Origin of the sequence: Pseudomonas sp. S9, assembly GCF_000222125.1 — a bacterium.
GTDB lineage: Bacteria > Pseudomonadota > Gammaproteobacteria > Pseudomonadales > Pseudomonadaceae > Aquipseudomonas > Aquipseudomonas segetis.
In genome coordinates this window covers 29,979-50,093 of sequence record NZ_AFFX01000002.1, presented here as the reverse complement: position 1 = coordinate 50,093, position 20,115 = coordinate 29,979, and the positions used below count along the sequence as shown (strand labels likewise).

Sequence of the window (20,115 nt, the reverse complement as noted above, 5' to 3'; positions counted from 1 at the left end):
ATGACTTAATGCGCTTAATCAACCGCCACCCAGACAGAGCCGGTCGATTGATGCTGGTGTTGCTACCGTTCGCACTGTTGCTGTTCGCCTACTTTGTCGGATCGGCCAATCGCCTCGCGGAAAACGCCAACGACAAGTTGCTGCCCAGCGCCACCCAGATGGTGGCAGCGGTAGATCGCCTGGCGTTCACCGAAGACAAACGCAGCGGCAACTACCTGTTCTGGCAGGATATTTTATCGAGCCTGAAGCGCCTGGGCATGGGCCTTGGCATCGCTGCGCTGGTTGGCCTGTGCCTGGGTATGGCTGCAGGTACCCTGCCACTCCTCAGCGCCCCCTTATCACCCTTGCTCACGGTTTTGTCGATGGTGCCCCCGCTGGCGATCCTGCCGATTCTGTTCATCGTCTTTGGCTTGGGCGAGCTGTCCAAAGTGATGCTGATCGTCATTGGCATCACCCCGGTGCTGGCCCGCGACCTTGAACAACGTGCCCGTGAAATTCCCACTGAATTGCTGATCAAGGCGCAAACCCTCGGCGCCAATACCTGGACCCTGATGCTGCGTGTGGTCCTGCCCCATTTGCTGCCGCGCCTGCTGATTGCACTGCGACTGGTACTGGGCTCGGCCTGGCTGTTCCTGATCGCAGCCGAAGCCATCGCCAGCACCGACGGGCTCGGTTACCGGATATTCCTGGTACGTCGCTACCTGGCCATGGATGTGATAGTGCCCTATGTCATCTGTATCACCCTTCTAGCCTGGCTCATGGACCTTGGGCTACGCCAGATCGCACGCCTGGCATTCCCATGGTACGAAGGAGCCAAGGCATGACCCAGGCCCAGCACAACAACTTTATTGAAGTGACCAACGTCTGGCAGCAATACGCCGACCAAGTGGTGCTTGAGCGGCTAAACCTGTCGATCAGCGAAGGCGAGTTCTGCACCCTGGTCGGAGCCTCTGGCTGCGGCAAATCAACCTTCCTGCGCTTGCTGCTCGGTCAGGAGCGGCCGAGCAAAGGACAAATCCTGCTTGCGGGCAAACCCTTGGCGGGCGAGCCGGATGCCAGTCGCGGCGTGGTCTTCCAACGTTATTCGGTGTTTGCCCACCTCAGCGTGCTGGACAACGTGGCGATCGGCCTGGAGTTAGTGCAATCGCCCCTGCTCGGCCGACTGTTTGGCAATGCCAAACGTGAAGCACGCGAACAGGCTGCCGAGTTGCTGACCAAGGTCGGTTTGGGTCACGCGCTGGACAAATACCCAAGCCAACTCTCTGGCGGCATGCAACAGCGCCTGGCCATTGCCCAAGCCCTGATCATGAAGCCCCGGGTGTTGCTGCTTGATGAGCCCTTCGGTGCGCTGGACCCTGGCATTCGCAAAGATATGCACGCCCTGCTGCTGGAGTTATGGAACGAGATCAAACTCACAGTGTTCATGGTCACCCACGACCTCGCCGAGGGCTTCAGCCTGGGCACCCGCCTGCTGGTGTTCGACAAGCCCCGCATTGATCCCCACGCACCTAATGCCTTTGGTGCACGCATTACCTACGACATCCCGCTCAACCCCCAGCGCCGCGCCAACCGCGCAGTGTTCGATGAGCTACCTGCGCACGTTGCCGCCAGCCTGCAACCTGCTGTCTAAGGAGTTTTTGATGACTGCCTCATTAAGCTTTCGCCCGACCCTGTACGAAGAGTTTGTCCCCGGCGGTGGCCACACCTCCTTTGTCCTCAAGCGCGGCCAACTGCTGCGGATCACCGACCTTGAAGGCAACGCCAATGCCAGCATGATGCTGCTCAATGCCAACGAGAAAAGCGAACGCTTGAGCTTGCCCGATACACTCAAAGGCCAGCACACCGCCAAGCTCACCAGCGGCCATTGCCTGTATTCGGACATGGGCCGGGTGCTGGCCGCCATCACCGCCGACACCTGCGGCTGGCACGACAGTTTTGGCGGCGTACTCAACGCCCGGGAAGTGGCCGAGAAATACGGCGAAGGCAGCTATCAAGCCTTGCGCAACGGCTTCTATCGCAATGGCGTGGATAACTTGCTGGTTGAGATGGGCAAGTGGAATCTCAACCTGCAAGACCTGCTGATGTGCCTCAACCTGTTCAGCCGGGTCAGTGTCGACCACGATGGCTGCTTCCAATTCGAGCCGGACAACTCGCAAGCCGGCGACTACATCGAACTCTATGCACCGATGGACAGCCTGGTGGTACTCACCGCGCTGCAACACCCGATGGACCCCAACCCGAACTATGCCCCAAAACCGCTAAAACTGAGCTGGCACAAGGTCGAAAGCGACGGTATCAGCGTGCTCTGCCGCACCTCGCGCGAAGAAAACGCACGCGCCTTCCATAACACTGAACGCCTTTATATCTGAGGAGCGGCCCATGTCTGAGCAGCCAAACAGCCTGATACACAGCAACAATCATCCAGAGGCCGCCGTCTTCCGTGCCCGGATTGGCGCTGGCGAACCCTTCATGACCGAAGTCAAAGCCGGACAAACCTTGCGTTTGCTCGACCTTGAAGGCAATCAGGCAGTCGATACCTTGTTCTATAGCGCGCGTAATCCGCGCGAGCGCTATGACGTGCAACGCACACTGCGCAAACAGAACCGCGTCTACCTGACCACCGGCACCGTGCTGTACTCCAACCTCGGTCAGCCAATGCTGACCATCACCGCTGACACCTGTGGCAGCCACGACACCCTCGGAGGCGCTTGTGCACAAGAAAGCAACACCGTGCGCTACGCCCTGGACAAGCGCTACATGCACAGCTGCCGCGACAACTTCCTGCGCGCGAGCCTGCACGATGGGCGCCTGAATAAAGCCGACATCAGCGCCAACATCAACTTCTTCATGAACGTGCCGGTCACGCCGCAAGGTGGCTTGACCTTTGAAGACGGTATTTCCGCAGCCGGAAAATATGTCGAGTTACGCGCCGAGATGGACATCATCGTACTGATTTCCAACTGCCCGCAGCTCAACAACCCCTGTAACGCCTACAACCCGACACCTGCCGAGGTATTGATATGGGACTGATCAACGCACGGCTGCGCCAGTGGCTGTTCAGCCTGTGTCAAAGCCGTTCAGGCCAGTGCTTGCAGCCGCCTGAAAAGCCATCGCCGACAAAGCCGCAACAGCGCGCCGAATAGAGCCACATCCAACATTCAGCCGCGGACGACCGTGGCGCAGATCACTCACAGCGGGACGACCCGCTGCCCTTTCGAGGGACGCAAGATGTTCAACAAAGTATTAATTGCCAACCGTGGCGCCATTGCCTGCCGCATCCTGCGCACCTTGCGCAGCCTTGGTTGCCAAGGCGTTGCGCTGTACGCCGAAGCCGACGCCGCCAGCCTGCATATCCAACAAGCCGACGAGGCATTCAGCCTGGGCGATGGCCCCGCCGCCGACACCTATTTGCACGTCCAGAAAGTCCTGGCGATTGCCCGCGAGTCCGGGGCCACTGCGATTCACCCAGGCTATGGTTTTCTCTCTGAAAACGCCGCATTTGCTGAAGCCTGCGAGGCAGCCGGTATCGCCTTTGTCGGACCAACGCCTGAACAACTGCGGATCTTTGGTCTTAAACATACCGCCCGCGCCCTGGCCAAAGCGCAAGGCGTGCCAATGCTTGAAGGCACTGGGCTACTGGAAAATATCGAAGCAGCGCTGGGCGCAGGGGCAAGCGTCGGTTACCCGGTGATGCTTAAAAGTACAGCCGGCGGCGGTGGCATTGGCATGCGCGTTTGCCGTGATGCCGAGGAACTTGCGGATGCCTTTGAAACCGTCAAACGCCTGGGCCAGAACAATTTCAGCGATAGTGGCGTGTTTATCGAAAAATACATCGAGCATGCACGCCACCTTGAAGTGCAAATATTCGGTGACGGCCTTGGTGAAGTGCTCGCCTTTGGCGTGCGCGATTGCTCGGTGCAACGGCGCAACCAGAAAGTCATCGAGGAAACCCCTGCGCCCAACCTGCCAAGCGGCATGGACCTGGAACTGTGCGCGGCAGCGATCAAGCTGGCCAAGGCAATCAATTACCGCAGTGCCGGCACAGTGGAGTTTGTCTACGACAGCAAGGCCGAGCGCTTTTACTTTCTCGAAGTCAACACCCGTCTACAAGTCGAGCACGGCGTCACCGAGCAGGTCTGGGGTGTAGACCTGGTCAGCTGGATGATCGAACTAGCCGCTGGTGAACTGGCGCCGCTGGCACAACTGCAAAGGCAGCTCAAGCCCAGCGGCCATGCCATCCAGGCGCGTGTTTATGCCGAGGACCCGGGCCGCGACTTTCAGCCGAGCCCCGGTTTGCTGACAACGGTTGGTTTTCCCGAGCCTGATGGCAAGGCCCTGCGTATCGACACCTGGGTTGAAGCAGGCTGTGAAATCCCCGCCTATTTCGACCCGATGATCGCCAAGCTGATTTGCTGGGCACCTGAACGTGAGTCCGCACGCAGCGCGCTAGCGGATGCACTGGGCCAAACCACGCTGTATGGGGTTGAGAACAACCGCGACTATCTGCGCCAGATCCTCGGCTACGGCCCCTTTGTCGATGGCCAGCCCTGGACCCGCTGCCTTGAGGGTTTGCGCTATCAAGCCGAGACCATTGAGGTGCTCAGTGCAGGCACCCAAACCAGCGTGCAGGACTATCCCGGCCGACTTGGCTACTGGGCGGTTGGTGTCCCGCCATCAGGGCCAATGGATGATCGTGCGCTGCGGCTGGGTAACCGTCTGCTGGGTAATTCCCCCGGTGCGTCATCATTGGAAATCACCATGAGTGGGCCAAGCCTGCGTTTTAACACGGACGCGGTGATTGCCGTGACCGGCGCGGCCATCGACTTGCAACTCGACGGTGTTGACCAGCCGCTGCACACGGCCATAAAAATCAATGCTGGCAACGTCTTGAGCATTGGCAGCATCCAGGGCAGTGGCGCGCGCAGCTACCTGTGCGTGCGCGGCGGCATTGATGTACCCGATTACCTGGGCAGCAAAAGTACCTTCACCCTCGGCCAGTTCGGCGGCCACGGTGGCCGGGCATTACGTGCAGGTGATGTCTTGCACATTGCCAAGCTGACCCAAGCCAGCTACGGCGAACGCCTGCCAGCAGCGCTGTGCTGCGAACTCCCTGCCGTGCGCGAACTCCGGGTGATTTATGGCCCCCATGGCGCACCGGAATATTTCAGCGAAGACTACATCAACACCTTTTTCAACACCGCCTGGGAGGTTCACTTCAACTCCAGTCGCACCGGCGTACGCCTGATCGGCCCGAAACCGCAATGGGTACGTGACAGCGGCGGCGAAGCGGGTTTGCATCCGTCGAATATCCATGACAACCCCTACGCCGTAGGTGCGGTCGACTTCACAGGCGACATGCCGGTAATCCTCGGCCCCGACGGCCCAAGCCTTGGGGGCTTTGTTTGCCCGGTGACCATCATCGAAGCCGACCTGTGGCAACTGGGTCAGCTCAAGGCGGGCGACAAGGTCCGCTTCACCGCTGTCGACATCAACAGCGCCCGGGCCTTGGCACAGTCACGCCTCAGTGAGCTCGACGCATTGAGTGCGCAAACCTACGCCGCATCCTTGAGCAACTGGGAGACGCCGGCCAACCCTGTCTTACTGGCCTCGCCAATTGTGCTTGACCTGGGCCAGGACGATACCCGACTGGTCGCACGGCTTTCCGGTGACACTCACTTGCTGTTGGAGATCGGCGCACCGGAACTGGACCTGGTCTTGCGCTTTCGCGCCCATGCCCTGATGCAGGCGCTGGAGAGCAAAGCACTGGCGGGCGTAATCGACCTGACGCCCGGCATTCGTTCGCTGCAAGTGCACTATCAGCCCGAGACGCTGAGCCTTGATGACTTGCTGGCGATTGTCGCCGGTGAATGGGACGCCGTCTGTGCCAGCCAAAACCTGACAGTGCCTTCGCGGATTGTCCATTTGCCATTGTCCTGGGATGACCCGGCCTGCCAACTGGCAATCGAAAAATACATGACCACAGTACGCAAGGATGCGCCCTGGTGCCCAAGCAACCTGGAGTTCATCCGCCGCATCAATGATCTGGAAAATCTCGACCAGGTATACCGCACGGTATTTGAAGCCAGCTATCTGGTCATGGGCCTTGGCGACGTTTATCTCGGCGCGCCGGTAGCCACACCGCTCGACCCGCGCCACCGCCTGGTCACCACCAAGTACAACCCGGCGCGCACCTGGACGGCAGAAAACTCAGTTGGCATCGGCGGGGCTTACATGTGCGTCTATGGCATGGAAGGCCCGGGGGGGTATCAATTTGTCGGGCGCACATTGCAGATGTGGAATCGCTATCGCGAGGTGGCTGCATTCCAGGGCAAACCCTGGCTGCTGAGGTTCTTCGACCAAATCCGCTTCTATCCGGTCAGCCCTGAGGAACTGCTGAAAATTCGTCGCGACTTCCCCTTGGGGCGCTTCGATCTGAGCATCGAGCACAGCCAGTTGTCACTGGCTGACTACCAACAATTCCTGGCCAGCGAAGCCGACGGGATCGCTGCATTTCGCAGTCAGCAACGCAATGCCTTCGACGCCGAGCGTCAGCGCTGGATAGACAGCGGCCAGGCCCATTTTGATAGCGAAGAGGCCATTCCAGAACAGCTCGAAGAAACACCCTTGAGCGCCGGGCAACATGCGATAGAAAGTCATATTGCGGGCAACCTTTGGCAGGTTCAGGTCAGCGAAGGCAGCCGCGTCAACGCTGGCGATGTGCTGGTGATTCTCGAATCGATGAAGATGGAGATCCCATTGCTCGCTCCGCACGACGGCATCATCAAGAGCATCAGCGTACAACCGGGGTCTGCGATTCGAGCAGGCCAGCGGGTTGCGGTGCTCGAACAGTAACCCTTAATCATTTGCGCCCGGCCCGCCAGTCAAGACCTGCAAGCAGGCCCTGGCGGGCTCACTCAGCATGGGAATTATGACGATGAAACATCAATTTGACCTACGCCTCAGCGCCTTGGGTAGCGCCTACAAAAACCAAAGGCTGACACCGCGCCATCTCATCGCTGCTCTGCGCGAACAAGCGGTGGCGCTCAACCCTGAATTCAACCTGTTTATCCATTTGCTGACGGAGGCCGAACAGGAACCTTATCTGGCGGCGCTCGATAGCCGCTCGCCAGATGAGTTGCCGCTCTACGGCGTGCCCTTTGCGATCAAGGACAATATCGATTTAGCCGGTATTCCGACCACTGCTGCTTGCCCGGCATTTGCCTATACACCAACGCAAAGCGCCACCATTGTTGAGCAGTTAATCGCCCTGGGTGCAGTGCCCATGGGCAAAACCAATCTCGATCAATTTGCCACCGGCCTCAACGGTACACGCTCACCCTACGGCGAATGCCGTAACAGCGTACACCCGGATTATCCATCCGGCGGCTCCAGCGCAGGCTCATCACTGGCTGTCGCCCTGGGCTTCGCCAGCTTTGCCTTGGGCACCGATACTGCAGGATCAGGCCGCGTTCCGGCCGCGCTGAACAACCTGGTCGGCCTCAAAGCCAGTAAAGGGCTGATCTCGACAGCCGGAGTGGTACCCGCCTGCCGCACCCTGGATTGCGTAACCTTTTTCACCGCCTCGGCAGCGGAAGCCAGCCAGCTACTGGCCCTGACCGCAGCGCTGGACCCTCGCGACGAATACAGCCGCGCCAACCCCATGTGGAACTCGGCCAATGCCTTCGGTACTCCTCGCCCCTTCCGTTTTGGCGTGCCCAGGCAGCTTGAGTTCCTGGGTTGCAGCGAAAGCCCAGCCCTGTTTGCAGCCACCATTGAGCGGCTCAAGGCGCTGGGTGGTGAAGCGGTCGAGATAGACTTCTCGCCCTTTCTGGAGGCGGCACGCCTGCTCTATGAAGGGCCCTGGGTGGCGGAACGCTACAGCGTCGCCGGTGAATTGATCGAAGCGCAACCAGAGGCGGTCTTGCCGGTGATCCATGCCGTGCTTGCCAAAGCGCCCGGCACCACGGCGGTCGATGCCTTTCGCTCGCAGTATCGCCTGCAGGCGCTCAAGGCGATCTGCCAGCCAATCATGGACAGTGTTGACTGCGTCCTGACGCCTGCGTATCCGCGCCCGGTGACACTGACTGAACTGCATGCCGAGCCGGTCGCGCGCAACTCGGACCTTGGCTACTACACAAACTTCATGAACATGCTCGACTATGCGGCGGTCGCCGTTCCAGCAGGTTTTATGAATAACGGCTTTCCTTTGGGCGTGACCCTGTTTGGCCGCGTGTTTACTGATCAGTACCTGCTCAGCATCGCCAATGCCTTACAGCACCAGCACAAGCTGCCGCTGTGTGGTGATCGACCTGCAGATTGCAGCCTGCCAGTGAATCCGGCAGGCAATGACCTGGTCCGTGTTGTGGTGTGCGGCGCGCACTTGCAAGGCTTCCCCTTGAACTGGCAACTGCTCAATCGCGGTGCAAGGCTGCTTGAGGTAACGCGCAGCTCGCCTGACTATCAGCTTTATGCGCTGGCTGGCGGCCCGCCATATCGTCCCGGCATGGTACGTGTAGCAGAGGGCGGCGCGGCAATCGAGGTAGAAGTCTGGGAACTGCCGAGCAGCGAGCTGGGTTCCTTTCTCTGCGGCATCCCTGCGCCCCTTGGCCTGGGAAAAGTACAGCTGGCGGATGGCCGTTGGGAGGTTGGCTTTTTCTGGGAGCCACAGGGTATCGAAGGCGCGCAGAACATTACCGAACTGGGTGGCTGGCGAGCCTATATGCAAGCCAAGGCCTAGTCGGCGGCACTGCGCATGATCGACCTGCAAGCATCATGCGCAGTGCAGTGTCAGCCAACGGTTTTGCGCTACAACCAGCTGAAGCGCTTTATACTGCTGCCATCCTGGTCACTCACTGGTTATTGATATTTAGCCATGAACAATTCCGCAAGCACTTGCCCCTTGTGCGGTCAGCTCAACCAGTGTGCGCAAGCTGGCGTGCCATCGCCGGTTGCAAGCTGCTGGTGCTTTGCCGAAAAGATCCCGCCCGAAGTGCTGGAAAAAATTCCGCCGGGTATTGACCGCCGCTGTATTTGTCCGCGTTGCGCCAAAGGCCTCGCAGCCACAGATAACAACAATAAAACGCCCCAAACCGCCCATAAGTGAGCCAATGCGTCTCGACCGAATCCTCAGCAACCTGCCGAGCCTGAACCGCCAGGACGTGCGCCAGCTTATTGCCAGTGGCCGGGTGCGGGTTGATGGCTTGTGCTGCCGGGACTCCCGCTGCGATATCAGGTTTTTTAATCGGGTTGAGCTGGATGATCAAATCGTCCAGGCGGGCAGGCCAGCACGCTACTTCATGCTTAACAAACCGATCGGCGTGGTCAGCGCGACTGAACACCCAGGGCACCAGACCGTCATCGACTTGCTCAATGAACCGGACAAGCACGAACTGCACCTGGCCGGTCGCCTCGACCTCAACACCAGTGGCCTGTTGTTGATAACCAATGACGGGCAATGGTCGCGCCGCGTGACCCAACCCACCAGCAAGCAGCCCAAGGTCTATTGGGTCTCGACTGAACAGCCGATTGAAGCGCACTACATCGACAGCTTTGCGGCCGGCATGTACTTCAAGTTCGAAGACCTCACCACCCTGCCCGCCAGGCTTGAGATCCTGGCCACCTACAACGCGCGGCTGTGGTTGCATGAAGGCCGCTATCATCAGGTCAAGCGCATGTTCGGCCACTTTCAGAACAAAGTCACCGGCCTGCATCGTGAGCGCATAGGTGCCATAACGCTCGACCCGCGGCTCACACCCGGCCAGTATCGCGCACTGACAGCAGACGAAATTGCCAGCGTCTAACCAGACTCTGCGACAAACTCACCAGTGCTGATTTATCCGCCACCGATAAACGGCAAGCAATCGCTCAAATAAATGCTTGTCAGCACCACAGGCGACTGCTTAAATCCAATCACAAGGTGAAAAGTGACTGGACAGTCACAAACACCATCTAAGCGCTCTTTTGGTTTCTTGCGCTCTGCGCAAATTGGGTTCCTGCCTGGTTACAAGACACCCTCCACAGCTGACCGGCTGCGGGGCGGCTGCTCTATTTCAGCCCTTACCGATTGATCAAAAATAATCCAATAAAATCCACGTCTGACATCGCTTTGTCACGTCCAGGCGTTTACCTACTGTCCTGCTCTAGTTCGGTTTACGCCTATGCGTAGGCCATGGTTTGGATTGCGCCGAGAGGAAACGACATGAAGCCAATCAACGCTGTCGTCGATGTTCACAGGACGTTCAAGGTACACACCGAGTTCTACGCCAACCCAATGGCCCGCAAGACCATCATCTTGGTCAACGGCTCCCTGGCGACTACCTCCTCATTCGCGCAAACGGTTAAGTACCTGCAACCACAGTTCAATGTGGTGCTCTACGATCAACCCTATGCAGGGCAATCGAAGGCGCATAACAGCAACCATCAGCCGATCAGCAAGGAAGATGAGGCCAACATATTGCTTGAGCTCATCGAACACTTCGAAGCCAGCTACCTGATGTCATTTTCCTGGGGTGGCGTCGCGGCGATGCTGGCGCTGGCCAAATGTCCCGAGCGCATCGAGAAAGCGGTGATCAGCTCCTTCTCGCCACTGCTCAACGAGCCAATGCTCGACTACCTGGAAAAAGGCCTGATCTACCTCAAGGCAGTTGATCGCGACGGTGTCGGCCACTTGGTCAATGACACAATAGGCAAGCATCTGCCCTCGCTGTTCAAGCGCTACAACTATCGCCATATCAGCCAGCTCGACGAGCACGAGTACCTGCAAATGCACGCGCATATCAACCAGGTCGTGCGCATGGAGGCTCACTGCCAGATGGAATACCTGGCGCGCATCAATGTGCCGCTGCTGTTCATCAATGGCGAGAAGGATGAATACACCACCGGGCAAGACGTGCGCGTATTCGCCGACTATCTGGATGACTGCCAGTTCGCGACCATCGAAGATGCCGGGCACTTCCTCGACATGGAACACAAGAGCGCCTGCCAGCAAAGCAAAACCCTGCTGCTGAACTTCCTGCAGCACACAACACAGCGCCACATTCGCTACCATGCCCAACCACAAGCCATCGCGGTTTAACCGATGAAAGCAAGTACCAAGGCGGCCCCTGAAAAGTGATGTTCCGGCTTTATCAGGGGCTGTCCATCGGCGAACCGGAGAAATAGCCATCCCTAGCGCTTCAATTTCCCCTGAACATCTGGTACAAAGTCACCCGCAAAAGCGGACGTCGCAAACAAGACGTGCCAAGCGGGTATAGTTTAGTGGTAGAACGAAAGCTTCCCAAGCTTTAGATGAGGGTTCGATTCCCTCTACCCGCTCCAGATCCATCGCAATCAGGCCTCGTCATCGAACGGGGCCTTGTTGTTTCTGGGGGTTGGTTCGAGGCCGGCGCCCGACTATTGCCCCTGTCGCTTCCACTGCCCGGGCGGGCAGCCTGTCCAGCGGCTGAAGGCGCGCGAGAAACTGGCGGCTTCGGCGTATCCCAGACGCTGGGCGATACTGTTGAGATCCAGCGCTGAGTCGCTCAGCAGGCGTTCGGCCAGACGCTGCTTGATCTGCTCGTTGAGCTGCTGGAAGGAATGCCCCTCACTCGCCAAACGCCGATGCAGGGTACGCTCGGACAAGCCAAGTCGCTCGGCCACTGTGCGACTGCTGAGCAAGCTGGCCGAATCACGAATCAACACCTGCTGTACCAACCGTGCGGTCATGGCCCTGGCCAGGCTATGGGAAATTTCCAGGCACAGACGCTCGCACAGCTGCTCACCTTCGCTATGGGCGCTGATGTGGGCCTGTGGCAGCTTGAACTTCAGGTCCGCATGGGAAAACAGGATGCCATTGCGCCTGGCATCAAAACGCAGCGGGTAAGGAAAGTCGCGCTGCAAGGCACTCAGGTCCGTGGGTGCGCGGCTCATCATCTCTACCGCCAGAGGCTCAATCGGCCGTTGCAGCAGTTCGCCAGCCACGCCCAGGCAGGCAGACAGTCCCCGCTCGATAACGAAGGCTCGGGCATCCTGCGGCAATACACTGGCATCGAACAACAGCCACATCCCTCGCCGATCAGGCTCGGTGTGCGCCGGACACAGGGTCAATGCCAACAACTGGAAGCGACTGAAGGTGGCAAATGCCTCGTCGAGGCTGCGGCTGGCAAGCATGGTGAAGCCCAGCAGCCCCAGCGAGGTCAAGTGGTAACGCTGCCCGGCGATAAAGCCCAGCCCAGGCCGACCGGCATGCTCGATCAGGTTGCGGATTACCGCCAGCTCCTGCCAGGCCTCGATCTGGGCATTACGTTGTTGCAGCGCTGCACTGCTGATGGCGCTACCGATCAGGCAAGCCTGGATGTCCACGCCAACGGCCTGGGCGGTTTCCAATAGATAGCGCACGCCAGTGAGCGGGCGGTTCTGGCGCCAGTCCATCAGCTAGATCCTTGTGTCGCGTCGCTGCCAAAGCCTGCATTGTCATGGCAGCGATTATCAATTTTTGGCAGTGATTATCATGGCTGAGCCTAGCACTCACCCTGCATCCTGCAAGCACTCCAATAACAATGAGTGCGAGCCATGAGCGAATTTATCTACAGCCTGCCCAGCCATAACCGCGCCGCCAGTTACCAGCACTTTCGCGCGACGCCAAGCACCGGCGCCATAGGCGCAGATATTGAAGAACTCGACCTGACCCGCCTGAGCGACGAAGGCTTTGCCGAACTGCGCCAGGCGTTGCTTGCGCATAAAGTCGTCTTTATCCGCGACCAGTCCCTGAGCGTCAGTGACCTGGAGCGCGTGACCCAACATTTCGGCGAATTCGGTCGCGAACCCTACGTGACCTGCATGGACGACCATCCCCATGTGGTACATGTGCTCAAGGAAGCCACCGAGAAAACCCCTTTTGTCTTCGGCGGTGCCTGGCACACCGACTGGACCTTCCAGGAACGTCCGCCTGCGTTCACCTTGCTTTATGGCCATGACATCCCGCCCTTTGGCGGCGATACCTGCTACGCCAACCTGGCGCTGGCCTACGAATGGCTGTCGCCGGGGATGAAGAAACTACTGGCCAACCTGGATGCAGTGCACAGCCCGGAAATGGCCTACGGGGTCAATGCCCGGCACAACGCCCTGCTGGAAAACATGGCCATACGTTACGGCAGCGACACCTCAGCAGAAGTGCGTAGCCATCCGCTGGTAATTACGCATCCAGAAACCGGGCAAAAGGTGCTGTTCATCAACCCGGCCTACACCACGGGCATCAAGGGCTTGCGCCCGGATGAAGCGCGACCGCTATTGGACTACCTGTTCAAGCTGGCGACCAGCGAGGCCTTTACCTGTCGCATGCGCTGGCGCCAGGGCACCTTGGCGATCTGGGACAACCGCAGCACCTGGCATATGCCGGTGGCCGACTACCACGGCATGCGCCGCGAAATGTACCGCACCACTGTGGTCGGTGAAGTGCCGAGTCGCTGATCCTGCAATCGCGTATCAAGCTGCAAATGCCTGCCCGGGTTCGAGACAGGCGTTTGCGCCGGTGAAACTTCCGACCTATAACTGTTTGGGCTAAAAATACAGAGCTCAGCTAAATACCGGCTGGTTCCTATTATCCATGTTGCACAGCAGCTCAACCATGACGGCACAAGACTCAAGATCACAATTCGAGGCGCAATTACTGAGCCCTCGCGAACATGGCAACAGCGGTGCCTGGGCGTTCGTGATCCTGCCCAAAGCGGCCAGCGCCAAGTTGCCCAGGCGCGGCCGGGTAACGGTAGAGGGCCGTATCAACGACCAATACTTCCAGGCGCTGGCTGAACCCGATGGCCAAAAGAGCCACTGGTTGAAAATCGATGAGCAACTGCTTGAAAAGCTCGGAGCCCCTATTGGCGAGATGGCTAGGTTTGACCTGAATGCCATGGCGCAAGAACCTGAGCCCCAGGTTCCTGCCGAGCTGAGCGAGGCCTTGAAGGTGTCTCCCGAAGCGCTGGCCACCTGGCAAGACACAACCACCGTTGCGCGGCTTGACTGGATCCATTGGATCACATCAGCCAAACAGGCAAAGACGCGCGCCAAGCGGATCATTGATGCCTGCGACATGTTGTCATCGGGCAAGAAAAGAGTCTGCTGCTTTGATTCTTCGGGCTACTACAGCAAGGCGTTCAGTGCGCCACGTGCCGCCGACCCGGCAGGCCAGGGCTAGCAACTCCCTCTCCTACCTTACCTAAGTGTTCCTTTAACCCAATGACCTGCGCCTGTTCCTGGCCATGCGTCGAGAGTTTTTGAGAATCATCATCAATTGGCCTGTATAATCCCTCGGTAACTTTTTGTGTCAGAGGAAAGAGGCTTATGTCCGTACATCGAGTAACCGGGTTGGCGCGTGTAATCAGCGCCGGGGTTCTGTCCATCGGCATGCTGTTCGCCAGTGGCGTGTACGCCGATGATCCGGTAACCCTGACCCTCTACAACGGCCAGCATGAAGCCACTGGCAAGGCCGTGGCCAAGGCGTTCGAGGAGAAGACCGGGATCAAGGTACTGATCCGCAAGGGCGGTGGCGGCCAACTGGCGAACCAGATCGCCGAAGAAGGCGAGCGCTCCCCGGCTGACATCATTTACACCGAAGAGGCGCCGCCGCTGATCAAGCTGGGCAGCCAAGGCCTCCTGGCCAAGGTAGACCCAAGCACGCTTAAGCAGATCGACCCCAAGTTCTCCGACAACAACGGCAACTGGCTCGGTATTACCTCCCGCGTACGCGTGCTGGCCTACAACCCTGACCTGATCACTGAAGCCGAACTGCCAAGCAGCGTGCTGGAAGTGGCCGATCCGGAGTGGGCTGGCAAGATCGCCTTTGTCCCGAGCAGCGGTGAATTCCTTGGCCAGACTGCCGCAGTCATCAGTCTCAATGGCCGAGAGGCTGCCGAAGAATGGCTGACCGGCCTCAAGGCGTTCGGCTCCACCTACACCAACAACGTCGTCGCCATGAAGGCGGTGGAGAACGGTGAAATTGGGGCTGCATTGGTCAACAGCTACTACTGGACCGCGCTGAAGAAAGAAAAAGGCGAGCTCAAGTCCAAGCTGCACTACTTCGCCGATGGCGATGCCGGTGGCCTGTCCAGTGTTTCGGGTGCCGCAGTGATCAAAGCCAGCAAGCACCCCAAAGAAGCCCAGCAATTCCTGGCATTCATGATCAGTGATGAAGGGCAAAAAGCCATTTTGAGCAAATCCGCCGAGTACCCGGTCAACCCCAACGTGCCAGCCGACCCGCTGCTCAAGCCGTACGACCAGCTCAAGCCACCAGCGATCACCGCAGCGCAAATTGGCCTGGCTGAAGATGCACTGGAATTGCAACGCGAAGTCGGAATGAACTGATCATGCAGCCCCAAGCGGTAACCCCCGACCTGCCGTTACCGGCGGCAGGCCATGCCAGCCGGCGGCGCAAGTCGCCGCCGATCTGGCTGCAGCTACCGGTACTGGCTTTGCTGCTGGTGGCGGCCCTGCCGTTGTTCTTCGTAGTCGCCCGTGCCGCAGAAACCGGCTTTTCCGAAGCCTTTTCGCTGCTCTGGCGGCCGTTTTTCTTCGGCTTGCTGGCCAATACCATGAAGTTGATGGTCCTGGTGACTATTGGCTGCGCGGTGATCGGGCTGGGGCTGGCCTGGCTGGTTGAACGCAGCGACCTGCGCTGGCGGCGGCACTGGAACGTGCTGCTGTGCCTGCCGTTCGCCATTCCGTCGTTCGTCAGTGGGTTTACCTGGGTATCGATGAGCCCCATGTTCGAAGGGCTGGGCGGTACGGTATTGGTGATGGTGCTGTCGAAATACCCGCTGATCTACCTGCCCGTGGTAGCGACTCTGCGCAGTCTCGACCCGGCACTGGAAGAGTCGGCACGCATGCTCGGCTTGAACCGTCGCCAGGTGTTCTGGCAGGTTACGCTGCCGCTGCTGCGACCAGTGCTGATGGCCACCAGCTTGCTGGTTGCGATACACATGCTGGTTGAGTTTGGCGCACCGTCGATCATGCGCTATCAAACCTTTACCACCGCAATCTACCAACAGTTCGAGCTCGAATTTAATGGTAACAACGCGGCCATGCTTTCCGCGCTACTGCTGGCGCTGTGCATGATTCTGCTGTGGGGCGAGTTTCGTCTGCGCGGTCGTGGTTATGCACGCACCGGCCAAGGTGTAGCCCGCAGCGCGGCACCAGTACGCCTGGGCCGTTGGCAAGTGCCTGCACAGCTGATGCTGCTGGTATTGGTCATTATCGGGTGTGGAACACCGCTGACCATGCTCGCTTTTTGGATAATAGAAGGCAGTTCGGCCAGCTTTCCGGTCGCCGAGATCATTCAAACACTGTGGGCGTCGCTGTCCTACTCCTTCGGCGGTGCCTTGCTCAGCTGCCTGCTGGCTTTGCCGGTGTGTCTGGTGGTGGTGCGCTACTACGGCCGCATGGCTACGCTCGCGGATCGCCTGCCCTACTTGCTCCATGCATTGCCGGGGCTGGTAATCGCTTTATCCTTTGTGTTCTTTGCCCTTGGCTACATGCCGGTGCTGTACCAAACCAGTATCCTGCTGCTGATCGCCTATGCGCTGTTGTTTATGCCGATGGCGCAAGGCCCGATTCGCGTGGCGCTGGAAAAAGCCTCGCCACAACTGGAAGAAGCGGCACGCACGCTGGGGCATACGCCCATTGCGACCTTTCTCCGGGTGACCCTGCCGATCATCTCGCCGGCCATCGGCGCCGGCTTCGTGCTGGTTTTTCTCGACTGCATGAAGGAACTGACGGCAACCCTGATCCTCGGCCCAACCGGCCTGGAGACCTTGGCAACAAAGGTCTGGTCCCATACCGGCAACCTTGAGTACGCCGGTGCGGCCCCTTATGCCGCGCTGATCGTACTGGTATCGGGTCTACCGGTTTACCTGCTGACCACAAGGGCCTACCGCCACAAGGCAGGCTGAAACCAGGGGGCAATTGCCCCCTGGAACGCAAGCAGGCCTGTTGCTCAACCCTGGCTCTGCCTCTGGCCTGCAAGAGCGGATGGCCAGGTTTCACCTGAAACCACTCCCCTTGGTTGAACCGCATTAAACCAATCGACCCAAAGCGCATTCACGGAGCTGGGCAGTTGAATAATTTTATCGTTTTCACCGGTGGCCCCGGCTCGGGGAAAACCGCTGTAATTGAACAGATAAAAGCCCTTGGCCACAGATGCAGGTACGAGGTTGGCCGGATGGTGATTCGCCAGCAGCAAGAGCTGGGGGCTGATGCCCTGCCGTGGAAAAATAAAACGGCCTTCAGGGATGAAATGGTCCGCGCAGAAATTGCCAGCTACAACCAACAACCAACGCTGGCCAAACCGGTGTTTTTCGACAGGGGCATTATCGATTGCCTCGGCTACTCGCTCCTTGAGGGGCTTGAGCTGCCTGCAGCCTTGATAAGCCTGGCCAACTCAATGACCTACAGCCGTCATGTCTTTATCTTCCCGCCGTGGAAACACATCTACGAAAATGACGCCGAGCGCAAACAAAGCTTTGCCCAGGCGGTGCAAACCTACAAGGCGATGGTCAAAGTTTATCAGCAGTTCGGCTATGAACTGATTGAAGTCCCGCAGCTAAGTATCAGCCAGCGAGCAGGCTTCATCCTTGACAGCCTCAGCTTGGATTCGCAGTCATGACTCACGGCGCTCGCCAAAGCATCAGAAGCTAAGGAACCAGGCCAATAGCGCAATGCCAACCACGACTGCAGCCAGCCCAAAACTGAGTGATTGCTTCTGATCGCTCCCGGCCCGATCGGACGCATACAGCTTTGATGCTGAAAGCCCGGTGCCACGGATGCTGCCAGTCACACGCGTACCTTTTTTGCTGAGGTTTGCGGTAAGCCCCTTGCCACCAAGCGATGTACTGACGCCACTTTTACTTACGTTCAACCGTATACCCGGGGCCACCTTGAAGCTCCTACGCAATCGAATCGCCATATCGATACCGCCAGTCAAGTGTTGTCATTGCTGCTTGATTAAGCATTGATCCTTAGCATAGGCGGGAAATAAGCGACTGTGGTTTTGACAACGCTCTCAATGGCTGGCGCATCCAAGCTGACCACCAATGCGCACCTCTGAAAAAATATTTCACCTGCACTGCATCCAATTGCGTTTCTGCCGGGTAGTACCAGTAGCAGCCCACTAAATGCTGCTCCTTTTGGCTTATGGAGAGACTCGCATGAACGCTAAGAAAATTTTCAGCCTTGCCAGTACAACCCTCGCAGCAGCTTGCTTGTTTGCCACTGTACCCGCGGCCTATGCGCAGATGGGCTTACCTGACAGCATCAAGGTGCCTGACGGCAACAAAGTGGCGATGGAAACTGTCGGTGTAGGCGAAATCACTTATGAATGCCGTGACAAAGCCAATGCCGCAGGCGAAACCGAGTGGGTGTTTGTCGGTCCCAAGGCTGCCCTGAATGATCGCAGTGGCAAACAGGTTGGCGAGTATTTTGGCCCGCCTGCAACCTGGCAGGCCAAAGACGGCTCGAAAGTTACTGGCACCCAGCTGGCAGTCGCGCCTGCTGGTGACGGCAACATTCCTTACCAGTTGGTCAAGGCCAACCCGGCTGAAGGCAAAGGTGCAATGAGCGGTGTCAGCTACATCCAGCGTGTCGCAATCAAAGGTGGCGTGGCCCCTGCCAAGGCGTGCACAGCCGAGACCAAGGGCAGCAAGGAGATCGTGAAATATCAGGCAGACTATATTTTCTGGACTGCTAGCTAAAAACTCCGCTAATAGAGGATCTGGTCAGGTTACGCATTTTGCAAAGTCGTCTAATCTGATCAGATCAAACCCCAGTCCATGCGGCTGGGGTATTTACTAATTAATGGCGTCTGAAGCTATTGTCCTTGCCTGAACCCACCTTTGATTATGAAGCCTGCCTCACACGTTGCGCCCAAGGCGACCAGCAGGCATTGCGCGTTTTGTACGACCAGGAAAGCGCGCGCCTACTCGGCGTGGCCAAGCGTATTGTCGGCGATAATGCGCTGGCCGAAGACATCGTGCATGACGCTTTTATCAAAATCTGGGCACGAGCCAATAGCTATGACTCCTCGAGAGGTTCTGCCCGTGGCTGGATCTTCAGCGTGACGCGCCATCTGGCACTTAATTTCATCCGCGACAATGCCAACCATGCCCTCGCCGACGAGCTCGACCATGAGTCAATGGCTGATCAGGCGTCGCCTGGCATTGCTGACTCCTTTGAGTATCGTGCGCGCTCGGGGCGGATCTATACCTGCCTTGAACAACTGGAACCAGCACGGCGCAATTGCATCCTGCATGCCTATGTTGATGGCTACCCCCATGCGCAAATCGCCCAGAAACTCGGCACGCCGCTTGGCACCGTCAAAGCCTGGATCAAGCGCAGCCTGCTGGCGTTGCGGGAGTGCATGGGATGAGCAAGGTGACTGGCAGCAACAGCCCGGAGAATATCGACGAACTGGCAAGCGAGTACGTGCTCGGCACCTTGTCGGCGCAGCAGCGCAATGAGGTACGCAAGCGCATGGCGACCGAGCCTGAACTGCGGGCGGCGGTCGATGGCTGGGAAAGACGCTTACTGGAACTGACCGAGCAAGCTGATGCGCAAACACCCTCGCCTTTTTTGTGGCGGCGTGTGCAGCGCAGCATTAACTCAAGCCTGCAGCAGGGTTCATCAACCGCTGCCACATCTTGGTGGAATCTGTTGCCGCTGTGGCGCAGCCTTGCCGCCAGCGGTATCGCCGCGACTTTGGTGCTGGCTGCTGTCTTGCTGCTACGCAATGCACCACTCAATGAAACAGCTTATCTGGTGGTGCTGGTGGCTCCGCAAGACAAAGCCCCGGGCTGGGTTATCCAAACCAGTAACCGACAGGAAATCCAGTTGATACCGCTGGGGGTTGCCGAGGTGCCGCGCGACAAGGCGCTCGAATTCTGGACCAAAGGCGAGGATTGGCAAGCGCCGGTTTCCTTGGGCTTGGTCAAGCCTGGGCAAAAGCTGTCAATCTCGCTCGACAAGCTCCCGCCACTGGCACCCAACCAACTGTTTGAGCTGACCCTGGAAAACCCCAATGGCTCACCCACGGGTAAACCAACAGGACCGATACAATTTATTGGCCGTGCGGTGAAGGTCATATAAGCAGCTTTT

19 protein-coding genes and 1 tRNA gene are annotated in these 20,115 nt (G+C 58.5%); 18 read left to right on the top strand and 2 right to left on the bottom strand.

What is annotated here, in order from left to right; genetic code table 11:
• Positions 1–8 precede the first annotated feature (8 nt).
• The 10 genes from PSES9_RS0103970 (at position 9) to PSES9_RS0103915 (ending at position 11,316) form a co-directional block, all read left to right on the top strand.
• Positions 9–824 carry an ABC transporter permease gene (locus PSES9_RS0103970; protein ID WP_010484360.1) on the top strand — a complete coding sequence of 272 codons (816 nt, stop codon included), beginning with the start codon at positions 9–11 and terminating at the stop codon, positions 822–824.
• On the top strand, positions 821–1,630 hold the full coding sequence (locus PSES9_RS0103965; protein ID WP_010484359.1) for an ABC transporter ATP-binding protein: 810 nt from the start codon (positions 821–823) through the stop codon (positions 1,628–1,630). Before PSES9_RS0103970 ends, PSES9_RS0103965 begins: the two co-directional genes overlap by 4 nt.
• A gap of 10 nt (positions 1,631–1,640) precedes the next feature.
• Entirely contained in the window at positions 1,641–2,369 is a 729-nt protein-coding gene (locus PSES9_RS0103960; RefSeq protein ID WP_010484358.1) for an urea amidolyase associated protein UAAP1, read from the top strand.
• 10 nt (positions 2,370–2,379) lie between these two features.
• The gene (locus PSES9_RS0103955) at positions 2,380–3,030 is read left to right on the top strand and encodes an urea amidolyase associated protein UAAP2 (protein ID WP_010484357.1); all 651 of its coding nucleotides are present in this window, start codon (positions 2,380–2,382) and stop codon (positions 3,028–3,030) included.
• Between the two features lie 198 nt (positions 3,031–3,228).
• Positions 3,229–6,852, top strand: a complete 3,624-nt coding sequence (gene uca / locus PSES9_RS0103945; protein ID WP_010484356.1) for an urea carboxylase — start codon at positions 3,229–3,231, stop codon at positions 6,850–6,852.
• An 82-nt stretch (positions 6,853–6,934) separates the two neighbouring features.
• Positions 6,935–8,737, top strand: a complete 1,803-nt coding sequence (atzF, locus tag PSES9_RS0103940; protein ID WP_010484355.1) for an allophanate hydrolase — start codon at positions 6,935–6,937, stop codon at positions 8,735–8,737.
• A gap of 135 nt (positions 8,738–8,872) precedes the next feature.
• Positions 8,873–9,103, top strand: coding sequence for a cysteine-rich CWC family protein (locus tag PSES9_RS0103930; protein ID WP_010484354.1), 231 nt, complete (start codon positions 8,873–8,875; stop codon positions 9,101–9,103).
• Positions 9,104–9,107: 4 nt separating this feature from the next.
• Complete coding sequence (locus tag PSES9_RS0103925) at positions 9,108–9,800, top strand: pseudouridine synthase (RefSeq protein ID WP_010484353.1); 693 nt, start codon at positions 9,108–9,110, stop codon at positions 9,798–9,800.
• A gap of 398 nt (positions 9,801–10,198) precedes the next feature.
• Positions 10,199–11,074, top strand: coding sequence for an alpha/beta fold hydrolase (locus PSES9_RS0103920; protein ID WP_010484352.1), 876 nt, complete (start codon positions 10,199–10,201; stop codon positions 11,072–11,074).
• Positions 11,075–11,242: 168 nt separating this feature from the next.
• Positions 11,243–11,316: transfer RNA gene (locus tag PSES9_RS0103915), tRNA-Gly, on the top strand.
• Positions 11,317–11,391: 75 nt separating this feature from the next.
• Here the strand turns inward: PSES9_RS0103915 and PSES9_RS0103910 are convergent.
• On the bottom strand, positions 11,392–12,408 hold the full coding sequence (locus tag PSES9_RS0103910) for an AraC family transcriptional regulator (protein WP_010484351.1): 1,017 nt from the start codon (positions 12,406–12,408) through the stop codon (positions 11,392–11,394).
• Positions 12,409–12,549: 141 nt separating this feature from the next.
• Between PSES9_RS0103910 and PSES9_RS0103905 the strand changes: the two genes are divergently transcribed.
• From PSES9_RS0103905 to PSES9_RS0103885, 5 genes are all read left to right on the top strand, one after another.
• Positions 12,550–13,446, top strand: a complete 897-nt coding sequence (locus PSES9_RS0103905) for a TauD/TfdA dioxygenase family protein (RefSeq protein WP_010484349.1) — start codon at positions 12,550–12,552, stop codon at positions 13,444–13,446.
• A 157-nt stretch (positions 13,447–13,603) separates the two neighbouring features.
• Positions 13,604–14,170, top strand: coding sequence for a YdeI/OmpD-associated family protein (locus PSES9_RS0103900; protein ID WP_010484347.1), 567 nt, complete (start codon positions 13,604–13,606; stop codon positions 14,168–14,170).
• 146 nt (positions 14,171–14,316) lie between these two features.
• Positions 14,317–15,336, top strand: a complete 1,020-nt coding sequence (locus tag PSES9_RS0103895) for an extracellular solute-binding protein (RefSeq protein WP_010484345.1) — start codon at positions 14,317–14,319, stop codon at positions 15,334–15,336.
• A gap of 2 nt (positions 15,337–15,338) precedes the next feature.
• Positions 15,339–16,919, top strand: a complete 1,581-nt coding sequence (locus PSES9_RS0103890) for an ABC transporter permease (RefSeq protein WP_010484343.1) — start codon at positions 15,339–15,341, stop codon at positions 16,917–16,919.
• Between the two features lie 164 nt (positions 16,920–17,083).
• On the top strand, positions 17,084–17,632 hold the full coding sequence (locus PSES9_RS0103885; protein WP_029529357.1) for an AAA family ATPase: 549 nt from the start codon (positions 17,084–17,086) through the stop codon (positions 17,630–17,632).
• Between the two features lie 21 nt (positions 17,633–17,653).
• Here the strand turns inward: PSES9_RS0103885 and PSES9_RS25640 are convergent, their stop codons facing one another.
• Positions 17,654–17,932, bottom strand: coding sequence for a DUF4236 domain-containing protein (locus tag PSES9_RS25640; RefSeq protein WP_051120922.1), 279 nt, complete (start codon positions 17,930–17,932; stop codon positions 17,654–17,656).
• 241 nt (positions 17,933–18,173) lie between these two features.
• Between PSES9_RS25640 and PSES9_RS0103875 the strand changes: the two genes are divergently transcribed.
• From PSES9_RS0103875 to PSES9_RS0103865, 3 genes are all read left to right on the top strand, one after another.
• Positions 18,174–18,716 carry a DUF3455 domain-containing protein gene (locus PSES9_RS0103875; RefSeq protein WP_010484339.1) on the top strand — a complete coding sequence of 181 codons (543 nt, stop codon included), beginning with the start codon at positions 18,174–18,176 and terminating at the stop codon, positions 18,714–18,716.
• A gap of 125 nt (positions 18,717–18,841) precedes the next feature.
• Positions 18,842–19,390: a sigma-70 family RNA polymerase sigma factor gene (locus PSES9_RS0103870; protein ID WP_083840249.1), complete on the top strand. Its 549-nt coding sequence runs from the start codon at positions 18,842–18,844 to the stop codon at positions 19,388–19,390.
• A complete protein-coding gene (locus PSES9_RS0103865) occupies positions 19,387–20,106 on the top strand; it encodes an anti-sigma factor (protein WP_010484336.1) in 720 nt (239 codons plus the stop codon). Before PSES9_RS0103870 ends, PSES9_RS0103865 begins: the two co-directional genes overlap by 4 nt.
• The last annotated feature ends 9 nt before the right edge of the window (positions 20,107–20,115 follow it).